Below are 15,333 nucleotides of genomic sequence, written 5' to 3' on the forward strand. Positions count from 1 at the left end.
CTTTTGTCTTTTTTTATGGGGCAAAGGCAAGGAATTTGTGTAAACTTGTAAATAGGCGCATTAGCGGAAAAAAAGTCTTACGCATAGGCTGAGCGGTGTATACAGTATATTGTCGCCCGTTGCCGGCGTTGACATGCCGATGGCCGGTTTAGTACAATTTACCCACATTAGGAAAAGGGGTAGTGACATGCAAACAGTGCAAGGACAGACAAAATTGAGGCGCGACGGCTTTTCCTCCGGCCTGGCCGTGTTTTTCGCCACGCTGGGTTCGGCCGTCGGACTCGGTAACATCTGGAAGTTTCCTTATTTGACCGGGCAATATGGCGGCGGCGCTTTTCTCCTGGTTTACCTGGTATGTATTCTTCTGGTCGGTCTGCCCATCATGCTGGGCGAGTTTTATATCGGCCGTAAGGCTCGCCGCAACGCGGTGGGCGCCTTTGCAAAGCTGGCGCCGCAAACGGCGTGGAAACATACCGGAACCTTAGCCGTGCTGGCGGTGTACCTCATCATGTTTTTCTACAGCTGTGTGGCCGGGTGGGTGTATTTTTACCTCTTCAAGGCGCTCAGCGGCGACTTCGCCCAGATTACGCTCGAGACGGCCAAAGCGCAGTTCGGCAATGTCGTCATCGGTCCGTGGTCGCCCATAATCTGGCAGGTCATCGTCATGGCCGTTGTCTCCGCCATCCTGATGCTGGGTGTGCAGAAGGGCATTGAAAAGATTACGAAAACACTAATGCCGCTCTTATTTATCCTCATTTTGATTTGTGATATCCGTGCGCTGACTTTACCCGGCGCAGCCGAGGGCCTCAATTTCCTCTTTCAGGTCGATTTCAGCAAACTGACGCCGACCGTTATCCTTACCGCGCTGGGGCTGGCCTTTTTTAAGCTATCGCTCGGCATGGGAGTTATGATTACCTACAGCAGCTATTTTACGGCTGATACCAACTTTTTTGGCACCGCTACGAAAGTAGCTCTTTCCGATACGTTGGTTTCTATGTTGGCCGGTATCGCCATTTTCCCCACCGTGTTTTCCTTTGGCATGGAACCGGGTGCCGGGCCGGGACTGCTCTTCATGACCATTCCGCTGGTATTTTCCAAGATGCCCTTCGGCAATACATTGCTCGTAGCATTCTTTTTCCTGACCTCAATCGCCGCGACGACAGCCATGCTGTCGCTGGTCGAGGTGCTGGTGGCATATCTCGCCGAGGAGCACGGCCTATCGCGGCGTATATCGGTACTGGTAAACGCGGTCATCATCGTGGCCTTTGGCGCCTTAGCCGCCTTGTCGGTAGACAAAGCCAGCCTGCTCGGCCATATCACGATTTTCGACAAAGGGTTCTTTGACCTCTTTGACTATATTTCTTCCAATATCCTGCTGCCGGTAGGCGGCCTGCTGGTTGCGCTGTTTGTCGGTTATGCCGCCGACCGGGAAGATGTAAGGCGGGAACTGACCAACCGCGGCGCCGTCCGGCTGGCCGGGATGGTCGACCTCTTCTTCTTTGTTATCCGCTATGTAACCCCGGCGGCGCTGATAGTGGTCTTTTTGAACTCGGTCGGGGTAATCGGGTAAAGATTTTGCACGGGTGTAACCATAAGCAAGCGTGCTGACCTTGCTTTTTGCCCGGCAGAATGTGGTAAAATAAGGGTGAAGTGATGCAAGCCCGCTACGCCGGCTGGCGCCGGCCGGGCATGCTATAATCACCGGTGAGAAGAAAGGAGAAGAGGCTATGGACAAACTGGACTTTATTTATAAGCGTCGCAGTGTGCGCAATTTTCTGGACGCCGACGTTCCTGCCGATGATCTGCGGGAAATTCTTAAAGCTGCCGTCTATGCCCCATCGGGGAAAAATATGCAGAACTGGCATTTTGTCGTAGTAAAAAATAAGGCAAAAATCGCGGAAATGGCCCAGATCGTCGAGCGGAAAAACGCCGAGCTGGCCGAGCTCTTGCCCAGTGAGGAAAAGCGCAAGGCGTTCCGCGGCATGGTGGCATACCATACCGTCTTCAAAAAGGCGCCTGTGGTCATCCTTGTCTATGCCGGGCCCTATCCCACTTTGGCTACTGACCTGGCCGAGGCCAAGGCGGCGCCGCTGGATCTCATCCATGCTTTAGCCCGTCCCAATCCCGGCGTCCAAAACATTGCCGCCGCCATGGAAAACCTGCTGCTGGCCGCTGCGAATTTAGGCTACGGCACCTGCTGGATGACGGGGCCGACCTATGCCGCCGAGGAAATTTCCAAGCTTGTCGGTTTTGCCAAGCCCGGCTACTATCTGGCAGCCTTGACGCCGCTCGGCGTTCCGGCCGATAACAACGGGACCAACCCGCCACGCAAACCGCTTGATGAAGTTGTAACATTTGTTGATTAAATAGTGAAGGCACAGAGCGGCGCTCTGTGCCTTCACCGTCTAAAAGGCTTGAAAACCGGCTTTTTTTGGCCCCACAGATCGGGCAGACGGCGGGAGCTTTCAATTTCCAATTTTGGGCACTACCTTCACAGTATAGCCGCTTTGCCGGTGGTTGTATTGCTCGCAAAATGCTTTTGCCGGCTTTTGTATAAAAAGATAATAGCCGGGCAAACTAGTAATGATTGCCAATGGCCTTGACGCCAGCGGTATTTTTATTTAGTATTAAATAAGAACATTCTTATTAAGACAAAAGACTGAATCGAGGAGAAGAATTATGCGCAAGATTGTCCATGTTTTGCTTGCTTTGGTACTGGCAGCGGCCATAATTGCGGCCGGGGGGTGCGGCGGCCAGGCCAAAACCGAACAGGCCAGCGGCGTTCCCAAAGTTAAAGTGGTCGCAACCGTCTACCCCGTTTACGAGTTTACCCGCCAGGTAGGTGGCGATAAAGTGGAGGTGGCGCTCTTGGTTCCGCCCGGCGCCGAACCGCACGACTGGGAGCCTAAAGCCAAGGATGTGGCGCTGATCAAGGGCGCCAAACTGCTGCTTTATCACGGCGCCGGCCTGGAGCCGGCGGCTAAGCTGCAGTCCAAGGAGATACTTGGCGATGTGCCGGCCGTGGCCGTCAGTAAAGGCGTACCTTTGTTGACAGAGCATGACCAAGACGCCCATGCCAAGACCGGCCATGCCCATAGCCACGGCGGCGACCCCCATGTTTGGCTTGACCCCGTCTTGGCCCAACAGGAGGTGGACAATATCGTCCAGGCCCTGGCGAATATTGATCCGGCCAATGCCGACTATTACCGCCAAAACGGTGCCCGTTTTAAGGGCGAACTTAGCAAGTTGGACGAGGAGTACCGTCAGGTTTTGGCGAAACTGCCGGGCCGCGATATTGTCACTAGCCATGCCGCCTTTGGCTATCTTGCCAAGCGCTACGGACTGCGGGAAATAGCGATTATGGGACTAGCGCCCGACACCGAACCGACGCCGGACCGCATGGCCTCCATTGTGCGCTTTTGCCGCGAAAACAAAGTAAAGTACATTTTCTTTGAAACGGTCGTCAGCCCGAAACTGGCCGAGACAATTGCCCGGGAAACAGGGGCAGGGCTGCTCATACTTAACCCGCTCGAATCGCTGACCGAGGAAGAGCTAAAGCAGGGTAAAAATTATCTTTCGGTTATGCGCGACAACTTGGCCAATTTGCAGAAAGCCTTGGCCCAATAAGGCGAAAGGAAAGGGACTACTACCGGCATGCGCTGCAGCGGGCGGCGGCACCGATTTATCGGCATGAATATCTCCGTGGTTCCAATGTTTTTATAATTTTTATGATGATCGTCATGTCATGAATATCTCCGCGTTGAATAAATAAACCGGCATCACCACAAGCGATGAAAAGTAAGTTTTTGAACTAATCGCGCGCGACAACTGTCGCGCGCATAGCCCTTTGCGTTCTTCGCGGCCTTTGCGGTTTTACGCTTTTCGGAGTAGGACACAGAGCGCGTGATATCCATCACACAAACGAATAATGTTAATAAATGCCTCCGCGTCCTCTGTGGTTCCAATGTTCACCGTGTGAAATTACCTGTTTTTGAAAAAGCAGGGTTTCGCCCCGGCAGCGGCGAAAGTTGGCGGAGACGAGGTGTGGCTGGCAGAAAGGCGGGGCAACTTAAAAAGAAAGGAGTATAAAGATGGAATTTTTGTGCGCTAAGTGCCAAAAGACTTACCCAATCGGCGGCCTTCAGTATAAGTGCGAGTGCGGCGGTCTATTTTCCCTGAAAAAAGCGCCGGGGGAACGCGTGCCAATCACCGTGTCGCTAGGCGAAACAGTAACTCCCATCATCAAGCGCCGTTTCGGCGGGGTCGAAGTTAATCTGAAATTAGACTACTTTATGCCTACCGGCTCATTCAAGGACCGCGGCGCCTTCATCCTCATCAACGCCATTAAGGCGGCCGGCATCACCGAAGTCGTCGAAGACTCTTCCGGCAATGCCGGCGCGTCCATTGCCGGCTATTCTGCCGCCGCCGGCATCAAGTGCAACATTTACATCCCGGAAAGTACTTCGCCGGGCAAAATTAAACAGCTCAGCGCCTACAAAGCCAACGTGGTGAAGGTGCCGGGCTCGCGCGACGACACGGCCCGCGCTATCCTGGAAGCCGCCAAAGCTACCTATTATGCTTCCCATGTCTATAATCCTTTGTTTTTCGAGGGGACAAAGTCAATCGCCTACGAAATCTACGAGCAGGTAGGGATACCTGACTATGTCGTCTCGCCGGTTGGCAACGGCACGATGCTGCTGGGACTTTATCTCGGCTTTAAGGAGCTTGGCAAGCTGCCGCGTCTGCTCGCCGTCCAGAGCGCCAACTGCGCGCCCGTTTACCGGAAGTTTCACGGTCTGGCGCCGGCGCCGGCCGGCAGCACGGTTGCCGAGGGCATTGCCGTCCCCACGCCCATGCGTATGGACGAAATTCTCGCCGCGATCCGGGAAACGGACGGTGATATCATAACCGTCACCGACGACGAAGTTGCCGCTGCCCACGAACAATTGGGCGCCATGGGGATTTATGCGGAAGCGACGGCCAGCGCGGTGGTGGCCGGCGTGCAGCGGTATTTTAAGCCGGAAGAAGCGGACGGCTTGAACATCGTCGTACCGCTGACCGGGACGGGACTGAAAAAGTAATGAGCAAGGTGCGTGGACGGTTTGCCCCCAGCCCGACCGGCGAAATGCATTTGGGCAACGCCTGGACGGCTCTCTTAGCATGGCTGCAGGTGCGTCGGCGGGGCGGCGTGATGGTGCTGCGGATCGAAGACCTTGATCCTGACCGGTCCCGGCCAATCTTTACGGCGAAGCTCTTAGACGATATGCGCTGGCTGGGCCTCGACTGGGATGAAGGGCCGGACGTGGGTGGTCCCTTTGGACCCTACCGGCAAGATGAGCGGCGGGACCGCTATGAAGCGGCTGTTGCCAAACTTACCGCCGCCGGGCTGGTTTATCCCTGCTACTGCAGCCGGGCGGAACTCCACTCCGCCGCCAGCGCCCCTCATGCCGGCGAGCGCGAATTTGTTTATCCCGGCACCTGCCGGAAGCTTGGCAGCGTTCAGGCCGAGAAAGTTCGCCAGGCCGGCCGGCGTCCCGCGCTGCGCCTGCGCGTGCCGGACATAAATATTTCTTTTATTGACGGTGTTCATGGAACGGTTACGCAGAATTTGGCGGCCGCCTGCGGCGATTTTATCATTCGCCGCTCGGACGGGGTCCATGCCTATCAACTGGCGGTGGTAGTGGATGATGGGGCCATGGGCATCACCCATGTATTGCGTGGCGACGACCTATTGGCCTCCACTCCCCGGCAGCTCTTGCTTTACCGCCTGCTGGGCCTTACTGCGCCGTTTTTCACCCATGTGCCGCTGTTGTGTGGGATGGACGGCCACCGCTTGTCCAAACGGCAAAAGGATTTGTCACTGGCGGCGCTCAGGGCGCGCGGCGTAAGCCCCCGCGCCATCGTCGGCTATTTGGCGTGGAAGGCCTGTCTTTTGCCTGAGTACCGGCCGGCGGCGCCGGCCGAATTGATTGCCGCTTTTGATGAAAAGGTTTTGCCGGCCGGGCCGATTGCCGTTCCCGATGATTTAGCCGATTTTCTCCACAAGGGTGAGTAGGCTGATTATTAATTATCGGCGTTCAGCCAATCCTGACATTTTGGGCAGATGTATGGTGATTCGGCCAAACAAGAGCCGATCAGTGTCCAAGAGTCACCGCGACTTGTAAAGTCGCGGTGACTCTTGGTTTTTGCGGCAATGGTGCGCTCAGAAGCAGGCGGCGCTACCTGGCACAAGAGTCTTTTTGGCCCAAAGTATGACCTGCATCACATGCAAAGCCGGGAAAAGCGGGTATCATAGAAGCAAAAGCAACATTAGGAGGGGTATCCATGAGCGCTTTTTTAGGCTGGATTCATTATTGGCTCTACAAGAAAATCCGCCTTGTCGTGGAGCGGGAGCAGCTTCTCTATGAGAAGGCGGAAGAACTATGCGGCCCTATGGCCGAGGAAATCCGGGCAACGGTATGGGAAAGTTACGGTGAGCCGCTGCCGGATGTGGATTTGGCTGAAGTTATTGACCACACCAATATTCACGGCTGGCTGCAGCGCCAGATTACTCTCGCGGAAACCCGCGAAGCGGCTGTTGTCAAAGGAATGGTCGACCACTGCGGCGATGCGGGACTTAACGCGGCCGCCGAAGTGTTCGCCACCCATGGCAAGCAGTGCGGGCACGCTGCCCAGGTAAGCGGGCAGTATGACTTGACCGGCGCGGACGGCATCTACCGGGCTCTTAACGACTACTTCCTCAACGGCATGCCCTGTGACCAGGCCGACATGCTGGTCGTCAACACGCCGGAGCAAGTGGCGTGGGAAAATACCGTCTGTCTGAAAGGCCGTAATTGGAACGCCGCGAACATTGACGCCGCCGTTATGCGCAGCCTTTATCAGCAATGGCTGGCCGGCTTTGTTCAGGCCGCCAACCCGGCGTTTTACTTTGAGCAAACGGTGGTGGACAAAAACGGCGTCCCTGCCGTCCGCAACGAAATCCGCCGGAAATGATAACGTCCCCTGCGCCGGTTTGCGGCAGCGGGGGATTTTGCTTAATCCCTTTAAAGCGCGCATAGACGGGGGTGAACGGGCCACACTATCACCGAGGAGGTGAAGCTGTGGCCGAAGATAAAACTTTAAGCAGCGTCAGTAAAGGGACGGAAAACTGCTGCGGCCAGTACGACAGCAGCATCAATGACAGCGACCTCTGCGTACAATGCGGTTTTAAATGCATCCAGGGGTGCGTGTGAAAGGCCGGAATTAAGCTCCGGCCTTTATTATTTCAGAAAGTATAAGTTTTTTAACCGCAAAGATAATCGTGCCAATATATGGCGCCACAAATAATGAAAAATTATTTTTAACCTCGGAGAACACGCCAGGCGCGATATTCATCGCGCGGAAAATTAAAGTAAAAAAATATTCCTCCGCGTCCTCTGTGGTTCCATTATATAATTCAAGCGCGACAACTGTCGCGCGCGTAGCCCTTCGTGTTCTTTGTGTACTTCGCGGTTTTGCCACTTTCTAGGGTAGTGCACACCAAGAACGCGAAGTTGCGCAAGGGATTATAGTGGTACCGCGAGGCGTGCATGAAGCGGGGCCGGCGGGGATACTTTATTTTTATCACCATAACCTAACGGGAGGCGCTTTTATGAAACTGCTTCTTCACCCGCTGCCGGTGCGCATCTTTCACTGGACGATGTTTGCCTGTGTCATTACACTGCTCTTTACCGGACTGTATCTTCATTATCCCTTTGACGCGGTGCGGCTGCCGGTCAGCATGGTGCGCAAGGTACACCTTGTTTTCGGCTTTATTCTCACGATTAACCTGCTGGGGCAGATCTACTATTATCTTTATACCGGCAAGTACACCGAGGTGCTGCTCAGCCGCCACGACCTTCCTCACCTGCGCAGTTTTTTTCGCTACTATCTTTTTATTACCGAGCATCATCCCAATTTCGGACGGTATAACCCCGGGCAAAAATTCATCTTTACCGCCTGGGGACTAGCGGTGCTGGTCGGCGCCATAACCGGTACGGGACTGCTTTTTTCCGACCAATCCCAGTGGCTGCAGAAACTGCTCGGCGGCCTGCACGTCATGCGGTTCATCCAGTTCTTCATCGCCATGTTTTTTGCCGCTACCATTCCGCTGCATTTGTACCTGGTCTTTACGGAAGAGCCGGCCAAACTGCAGGCGATGTTTACCGGCTATCTCAATAAGGAGCCAAAACTACCGCCACCACAGAGATAATCATGCCAATAAATTGGCATCACAAGCCAGGAAAACCGGGATTGAACCGCGGAGCGCACGGAGAGTGCGATATACATCGCACTTGGGGTTTTAATTAATTTTAATAAAATTTTATCTCCGTGTCCTCCGCGGTTTATAGTCACGGGCGGGTGCCAATAGCGAAATCGGTCGCCGGGCGCGGCTGGGCACTAGTACTGATTTGTTCCTGTAATACCTGGCGACCGGCGTCCATGCCCTGGGCGCCGAGCAGGACGAGCAGGTCGCCGTCATACAGGCGCTGGAGGGCGGACCGAATGGCAGTCTGCAGGTCGACGTAAAAGGAAAAGGCGGCGCCGGCGCGGCTTAAACTGTCCAGGAAGGCCTGGCGCTCCTGGCTGGTTACGGTGTCGGCAGGTCCAACCTGGTCGGCGCTGGCGGTGACAATGAGTTCAAACGGCAGGGCATATTGCCAGCGGGCCAGGCAGGCGGCGTTGAGGGCATTGATGGCGGCGCCGCGTCCGCCGCGGATGGCATTGACAACCACCAGGCGACGGTAACGGAAACTGGTGATGGTGGCAAAGACGGCGTCAATGCTGCCCGGGTTGAGCGCCGTATCGTCAATGACGGTAAAGCCGCCGCAGCGGTAGATTTCCAGGCGACGCTCGATCCCTTTAAAGGAACAAAAGGCCGCGGCGAGCTCGCCCGGCGCTGTGCCGTGCAGCAAGGCGGCCGCACCGACGAGCAGGGCGTTTGCGACGTTGTGCCGGCCCGGCAGGGGCAGGCTGACGGTGATTTGGCCGGCGGGAATGTCCTGGCATCCGGGGAGCTTATTCCAGGTGAGCCGGAACTTGCTGCCATAGGCCGTGGTATGTAGTATCTGGGCGGTTACGTCGGCAGGGCGGGCGAGCGAAACCGTTACGACCGGTCCGCCGGCCAGGGCGGCCATGCGCCGGCAATGTTCGTCGTCGCTGTTCACGACCAGGGGCGACGTCCCGAGCAGGGTGAGGAAACGCTCTTTGGCGGCCAGATAGCCGGCAAAAGTGTGGTGAAAGTCCAGGTGGTCGGCGCAGATATTGGTCAAAATGCCGCAGGAAAAAGCGACGTGGTCGACGCGGCTCATTTCCACGCCTTGGGCCGATACTTCCATGGCGGCATGGGTGACACCGCTGTCGCGCATCAGGGCCAGGTAACGCTGAAGGCTCGCCGCATCGGGGGTGGTGAGCCTGCTAGGGAATGATGTTTTCCCCACATTGACGCGGACGGTTCCAATCAGGCCCGGGAGATGGCCGGCGGTGCGAAAAATATGCTCCAGCATAAAGGCGACGGTCGTTTTGCCGTTGCTGCCGGTGATGCCAACAATGTTTAGGCTGCGGGAGGGGTGGTTGTAAAAATGAGCGGCCAAGGCGGCCAACGCCTGACGGGCGTCGGGCACAACGGCAACCGGCACGGCAAGGGGCGGCAGCCGGTCAGGCGCATCGGTGACAACCGCCTTCGCGCCACGGCAGACGGCTTCGGTGGCATAGCCGTTTCCGTCTGTGACGCGACCCCGGATGGCGACAAACACCCAGCCTGGTTTGATTTCGCCGGAATGGCAGCTGATACCGGCGGCGCCGTCGAGCAAACGGAGTAAATAGTTCACTCTTTCCACCTTCTTTTGCGCAAAATACCGCTATCATAGTATTAAAGAAGCGGCATGAAGGTGAGTAACGCGGCGCCGGTTGCGCAAAATATTAAGGCGGGTATCTGGAGCAAAAACAAGGGAGGGAATTCGGCGTGAAATTGTGGGGGAAAGCAGTCGCGCTGTTTGTTCTTGTTGCCTTACCCGGCTGCGGTTGGCTGCAGCCGCCGGCCCCTAAACAACGGCCGGATTCTGTGGCGCCGGGGGTGACCGTGGAAGGGACGGCGGTAGGCGGGCTGACCCGGGCCGAACTGGAGACGGTGCTTAAGTCGCTGGCCCAGCAGCGTTACCGGACTCCCCAAGATGCCCGGTTTGACGATGAAACCGGCAAAGTGGCGGCCGGCGAGCCAGGGCGCCGGCTGGACATCACCGCCACCGCCGACCAGGCGATGGCGGCGCCGCCGAACAGCGCTTTAGCGGGAATTTACCAGGATATCCAGCCGGCCATTAGTGCGGCCCAGCTTGAGCAGGCCCGCCGTCTGGGCAGTTATACCACCGAAATCCTTGATGCCAGTCCCGGCCGTCTCCACAACATCCGGTTGACGGCCAAACTCATCAACAACGCCGTTATTGAGCCAGGCGCCGAATTTTCCTTCAACCGCCATACCGGTGAACCAACCGCCGAACGGGGCTTTAAGGAAGCGCCGGTCATCGGCAGGGACGGCCAAATGGAATATGGCCTGGGAGGCGGCATGTGCCAGGTTTCGTCCACTTTATACAATGCCGTCCTGGCCGCTGGCTGGCCGGTAACCGAGCGGCACCCCCACTCGCAGCCGGTGGCCTATGTGCCCCAAGGGTGTGATGCCACGACCTACACCGACAAAGACCTGCGCTTTGTCAATGCCACCCGGCAGCGGGCCGTTATCCGCGCCGTCGTGCACGGCCGCCGGCTTACCGTCGACCTGTGGGGCCTATCCAAAGAATAGCCCCTGATTGCCGTGGCCAGGAATAAAAGAACAAGTGCCGTCCATACTAAGACCAGAGGTGGGAGTGTAATGCGCAATAACCGATACTCAGTATTCGCAATAGTCGCAATCTTCGTCGTGGTAGCCGTCGCGGGAGCATTTGCCCTACTGCGCCCTCCCGCCCAAAAGCCAGCGCCGCTGCCAACGCCTCCGCCGGCGCCAGCGCAGCCGGCGCCGCCACCGCCACAGCCCATTCCCGGCATGCCGCCATTTGATGCGGACAAGTACAAGGCCGAACCGACCGTGGCGGTGTGGATGGCGGATAAAGGTTATGTGGAACATATGCCGCTGGAAAAATATCTGGAAGGGGTTATCGCGCAGGAAATGGAGCCCGACTGGCCGCTGGAGGCCCTCAAGGCCCAGGCGATCGCTTCCCGGACGCTGACAATCAGCGCGATTGAAGCGGGAACCATCCGCCGGCTCCATAACGCCGATGTCAGCACATCCAAGGACGAACTTCAGGCCTACGCGCCGCAAAAAGTCAACGCTGCGGTGCGCGACGCCGTCCAGGCTACACGGGGACAGGTGCTATTGTATGCCGGCAGCCTAATTTATGCGATTTACCATTCCAGCAACGGTCAAATTAACGCGACCAAGGAAGAGAGTTTTCCCAAGGAAATACCCCATCCCACGCCTTACTTTCAGCCGGTAACCGACGATAGTTTCCGTTATACGCCGGCCAACATCCAGGCCTGGGAGGCCAAAATTCCTGCCGGTGAAGTGGCCGCCGCCGTGGGCTACGGCGGCAACCCCGGCGATATTACCATTCTGGAGAAAGGACCATCGGGCCGCATTCTCTTTATTGGCGCCGGCGATAAAAAAGTGTACGGCGCCGAATTCCGCAAGGCGGTAGGTTATGACCGGCTTAAGTCCACCCTTATTACTGAGATGACCTTTGACGGCAGCCATTTTACCTTTAGGGGCAAAGGCTGGGGCAACGGTGTCGGCCTCTGTCAATGGGGAGCCTATACTTTTGCTAAGGACGGCCGCAGCGCCGAGGAAATTCTCAAACACTACTACGTCGGCGCTGAAATCCGCAAACTTTGGGACTAAACGGTAAACGCCAGGAGGCCCGCATGCCCGACCATGAGCGGTTTGGGCGATACCCGCCCAGCCAGTACCTGTATGTCGCTAATGCTAATCCGGTTGTGGACCGTCTTACCGAAATCGTCAACAAAAACCAGCAAGAGCTGGCCGCAATTCGCAATACTCCCTTTCGCAAAAGCATTGAAGCGGAAAAAATCATTGCTGCTGACATGCAAGCGCTAGGGTTCCTCCATTCGGTAACCAACCGCCAATATGCACCGCTGTTCAAAAAAGGCCTCAATTTTGAAGTGGACTTTTATCACCCCGGTTGGCAGATAGCCGTGGAAGTGGAAAAAGGCGAAATAAACAATATTTGGAAGAATATTTGCAAGTTTGCCGAATCCAGCGTTATCCGCCATGGCGTGCTGCTGGTGCCGGTCGTGCGGCAAGGCCAGCAGGCAAGCAGTGAATTTTATCAAAATACAGTTAAACGGCTTTGCCATATCGAACGTATTTACACTTTAATGGAAAGTCTGTTGATCATCGGCTACTGATCGCAATATTTTCACCCTGGCTGCATATATTAATAGTGGAGAGGCAGCCTCGATAGTGGCGTCTCATCCGCCAAGGCGCCGCAAGGCCTGGTACGCACGGGCCGTCGCGGCGCTCCGTTATATTTATGACTTTTTACGCAATACCCGCTAATAATGGTTGGCGGGTATTTTTCTTGTTTAGATAGTTTAGCCGGTAAAGCGGGGGTAAGCCGGTGACAGCGCTCTGGAATTTGGCGATCATTTATGGTAATATATAGGTAATTTGTGTACAACCTCCGGTTAGTTTGGCCGCCGCCGGCAAACACTAGTTACACCGGTGGTCAGGCGCAAGGAGGAGCGGATGGTATGAAACAAGTTGTCGTGACCGTCGTTGGCACCCAGCGCGACGCGGACGGGGAAGAAAACCGGATTGAATTAGTGACGGTAGGCAAGTATTATACCAAGAATAACATCCATTATATTACTTACCAGGAGAGTACCGTCTCCGGGATGGAGGGAACGACTACCCTTATCAAGCTCTATCCCTCCCATGCCGCTGTTGTCCGTATGGGCCAGATTGAACAGAAACAGGAATTCCGCGAAGGTCAGCGCAGCCGCAGCACCTATGTCACGCCCTTCGGGACGATGCGCATGAGTGTATATACCAGCCGCCTGGCTGTTGATATTGCCGGTACAACCGGCAATATCGAAATTGAATACGATTTGGAAATTGAGGGACAGTGGCAGAGCGCCAACAAGCTGTCCGTAAAAATACGGGAGGATGAAAGGCAAGATGGATATTAAACAGCTGCTAACGGAAACAATTGCCAAAGCCGCTCGCGAGGCTATGGCCGCGGACGCTTTTCGGGCCGACGAACTGCCGCCGGTTATGCTGGAGGTGCCGCCCCAAAAGGAGTTTGGCGACTATGCCACCAACTTTGCCATGCAGGCGGCGCGGGCGGCGAAAACAAGTCCGCGCGTTATCGCCCAGGCCTTAGTCGACCGCATCCGGGCGCCGTGGCTGGAGAAGGCGGTCATTGCCGGGCCGGGGTTTATTAATTTTTATCTTAAGCCCGGCTGGCTGTATGATCTGCTCCAGCGCATCCTGGCGGCCGGCGAAAACTACGGCAATACTGACTACGGGCGCGGCCGGCGCGTCCAGGTGGAGTTCGTCAGTGCCAATCCAACCGGGCCGCTGCATGTCGGGCACGGCCGCGGCGCCGCCGTGGGCAGTGCGCTTGTCAACCTACTGCGGGCTGCCGGCTATGATGTTGAGGCCGAGTTTTATATTAATGATGCCGGCAGTCAGATTGACCATCTGGCGGCCTCGGTCAATGCCCGCTACCTGGAACTTTTGGGCCACCCGGTAGAGTTCCCGGAAGACGGTTACCACGGCCGTGATATCATTGATACCGCCCAACGGATTATTGACCGCGAAGGGGCGCGCTATCTGCTTGTTTCCCCGGCCGAGCGGCTGGCCGTTTTCAAAGAACTGGCCCTGTCGGAAAAACTGGCTGCCCTGCGCGAAGACCTCGAAGCGTTTGGCGTTACCTTTGACGTCTGGTTCAGCGAACGCACCCTGCATCAGACAGGGGCTATTGCCGATACCTGCGAACTGCTGAAAAAAAGCGGTGACATCTATGAACAGGACGGCGCCTTGTGGCTCCGCTCCACCGCCTACGGCGATGATAAAGACCGGGTGGTTATCCGCGATAACGGTGTGCCGACTTACCTGGCGGCCGATATCGCCTACCATCGCAACAAGTTCGAGCGCGGCTTCGATACCGTCATCAATATTTGGGGGGCTGACCACCACGGCTATATTGCGCGGGTCAAGGCCGCCATCGCCGCGCTGGGGTACGACCCGGCGCGCTTGGAAGTGCTGATTTTACAGATGGTCAGCCTGTACCAAAACGGTGAGCTGGTCAAAATGTCCAAGCGCACCGGCCAAGGCGTCACACTGGCCGAGCTTATTGAAGAAGTAGGCCGTGACGCGGCGCGGTTCTTCTTTATTATGCGCTCTGCCGACAGCCAGCTTGATTTTGACCTTGATTTGGCCAAGTCGCGCACCAATGAAAATCCCGTCTACTATATCCAATATGCCCATGCCCGTATTGCCAGCATCTTCCGGCAGGCCGAGGAGGCAGGCCTGGCCATTCGTCCTGAGGCATGGACTCAAGATAAACTTGCCTGCCTTACGGCGGAAACGGAAATCGACCTGATCAAAAAACTGGGCGAATATCCGGACGAAATTACGGCCGCCGCCCGGGAACGGGCGCCGCACCGCATCGCCCGCTATGTTCACGATTTAGCCGGCTTGTTCCATGCCTTCTATAACCAGTGCCGTATTATCGGCGCTGAGCCGGCCTTGCAAAATGCCCGGCTTGGCCTGGTAACGGCGGTGCAGCGCGTCCTTCGCCACGCGCTTAGTATTCTGGGCGTTACGGCGCCGGAAAAAATGTAAAAAGAGGAATTTCCTGGCGGGCGGTGAATATACACACCCTAGTTACCAATGACCAGTGCAGGAGGGAAAGACAATGGTGCATCCGGAAAACCAGCTGTCGGAAGTAGAAATAGCTTATAGCATCCTGCGCCAGGTAGGAAGCGCTATGTATTTTCGCGATTTGATCACAGAAGTGCTCAAGATAAAGGGTCGGAAGACGCAGTCTCTAGCCCAGGCGCTGGCCGAAGTGCATACTCAGATTAATATGGACAGCCGTTTTGTCCATATGGGCAAAGGCATGTGGGGTCTGGCCGAATGGGTGCCGCAGCGTAGCGGCAGCTACCAGGCAGAAGAGACGGCGGCGACTGCTTCCGACGCTACCTTACGGCGGCAGCAGCTGCTCGCCGAAATTCAGCAAGATTATACGGAGCCCATGGTTGAGCCGGCCGAGAACGAATAACTTGCTTGACAACATATAA

At 56.2% G+C, this 15,333-nt stretch carries 15 protein-coding genes; 14 read left to right on the forward strand and 1 reads right to left on the reverse strand.

Annotated elements, in window-relative coordinates:
• The first annotated feature begins 187 nt into the window (after window positions 1–187).
• The 8 genes from BLQ99_RS03115 (at window position 188) to BLQ99_RS03145 (ending at window position 8,230) form a co-directional block, all read left to right on the forward strand.
• The gene (locus BLQ99_RS03115) at window positions 188–1,570 is read left to right on the forward strand and encodes a sodium-dependent transporter (protein WP_093688045.1); all 1,383 of its coding nucleotides are present in this window, start codon (window positions 188–190) and stop codon (window positions 1,568–1,570) included.
• A gap of 157 nt (window positions 1,571–1,727) precedes the next feature.
• Entirely contained in the window at window positions 1,728–2,366 is a 639-nt protein-coding gene (locus BLQ99_RS03120; RefSeq protein WP_093688047.1) for a nitroreductase family protein, read from the forward strand.
• Between the two features lie 313 nt (window positions 2,367–2,679).
• Window positions 2,680–3,627: a metal ABC transporter substrate-binding protein gene (locus BLQ99_RS03125; RefSeq protein WP_093688049.1), complete on the forward strand. Its 948-nt coding sequence runs from the start codon at window positions 2,680–2,682 to the stop codon at window positions 3,625–3,627.
• A gap of 464 nt (window positions 3,628–4,091) precedes the next feature.
• Entirely contained in the window at window positions 4,092–5,081 is a 990-nt protein-coding gene (locus tag BLQ99_RS03130; RefSeq protein WP_093688051.1) for a pyridoxal-phosphate dependent enzyme, read from the forward strand.
• Window positions 5,081–6,055 carry a tRNA glutamyl-Q(34) synthetase GluQRS gene (gene gluQRS, locus BLQ99_RS03135; protein WP_093688053.1) on the forward strand — a complete coding sequence of 325 codons (975 nt, stop codon included), beginning with the start codon at window positions 5,081–5,083 and terminating at the stop codon, window positions 6,053–6,055. Before BLQ99_RS03130 ends, gluQRS begins: the two co-directional genes overlap by 1 nt.
• A 269-nt stretch (window positions 6,056–6,324) precedes the next feature.
• Window positions 6,325–6,993: a hypothetical protein gene (locus BLQ99_RS03140; protein WP_093688055.1), complete on the forward strand. Its 669-nt coding sequence runs from the start codon at window positions 6,325–6,327 to the stop codon at window positions 6,991–6,993.
• A gap of 107 nt (window positions 6,994–7,100) precedes the next feature.
• The gene (locus tag BLQ99_RS15250; protein ID WP_281240864.1) at window positions 7,101–7,232 is read left to right on the forward strand and encodes a hypothetical protein; all 132 of its coding nucleotides are present in this window, start codon (window positions 7,101–7,103) and stop codon (window positions 7,230–7,232) included.
• A 398-nt stretch (window positions 7,233–7,630) separates the two neighbouring features.
• On the forward strand, window positions 7,631–8,230 hold the full coding sequence (locus BLQ99_RS03145) for a cytochrome b/b6 domain-containing protein (RefSeq protein ID WP_093688057.1): 600 nt from the start codon (window positions 7,631–7,633) through the stop codon (window positions 8,228–8,230).
• 139 nt (window positions 8,231–8,369) lie between these two features.
• Here the strand turns inward: BLQ99_RS03145 and BLQ99_RS03150 are convergent, their stop codons facing one another.
• Window positions 8,370–9,848, reverse strand: a complete 1,479-nt coding sequence (locus BLQ99_RS03150) for a Mur ligase family protein (RefSeq protein ID WP_171904579.1) — start codon at window positions 9,846–9,848, stop codon at window positions 8,370–8,372.
• Between the two features lie 134 nt (window positions 9,849–9,982).
• On the opposite strand from BLQ99_RS03150, the gene BLQ99_RS03155 reads away from it, so the two are divergent.
• The 6 genes from BLQ99_RS03155 to rpoE all read left to right on the forward strand — a co-directional run bounded on the left by BLQ99_RS03155 (window position 9,983) and on the right by rpoE (window position 15,314).
• Entirely contained in the window at window positions 9,983–10,813 is an 831-nt protein-coding gene (locus tag BLQ99_RS03155) for a VanW family protein (RefSeq protein WP_093688061.1), read from the forward strand.
• A gap of 69 nt (window positions 10,814–10,882) precedes the next feature.
• Window positions 10,883–11,905, forward strand: a complete 1,023-nt coding sequence (locus tag BLQ99_RS03160; RefSeq protein ID WP_093688063.1) for a SpoIID/LytB domain-containing protein — start codon at window positions 10,883–10,885, stop codon at window positions 11,903–11,905.
• Window positions 11,906–11,928: 23 nt separating this feature from the next.
• Window positions 11,929–12,432: a hypothetical protein gene (locus BLQ99_RS03165; protein ID WP_093688065.1), complete on the forward strand. Its 504-nt coding sequence runs from the start codon at window positions 11,929–11,931 to the stop codon at window positions 12,430–12,432.
• A gap of 345 nt (window positions 12,433–12,777) precedes the next feature.
• Window positions 12,778–13,215 carry a YwiB family protein gene (locus BLQ99_RS03170; RefSeq protein ID WP_093688067.1) on the forward strand — a complete coding sequence of 146 codons (438 nt, stop codon included), beginning with the start codon at window positions 12,778–12,780 and terminating at the stop codon, window positions 13,213–13,215.
• On the forward strand, window positions 13,205–14,875 hold the full coding sequence (gene argS / locus BLQ99_RS03175; RefSeq protein WP_093688069.1) for an arginine--tRNA ligase: 1,671 nt from the start codon (window positions 13,205–13,207) through the stop codon (window positions 14,873–14,875). Before BLQ99_RS03170 ends, argS begins: the two co-directional genes overlap by 11 nt.
• A 73-nt stretch (window positions 14,876–14,948) precedes the next feature.
• A complete protein-coding gene (rpoE, locus tag BLQ99_RS03180; protein WP_093688071.1) occupies window positions 14,949–15,314 on the forward strand; it encodes a DNA-directed RNA polymerase subunit delta in 366 nt (121 codons plus the stop codon).
• Window positions 15,315–15,333: the final 19 nt, after the last annotated feature.

Origin of the sequence: Sporolituus thermophilus DSM 23256 (assembly GCF_900102435.1) — a bacterium.
GTDB classification, from domain to species: domain Bacteria; phylum Bacillota; class Negativicutes; order Sporomusales; family Thermosinaceae; genus Thermosinus; species Thermosinus thermophilus.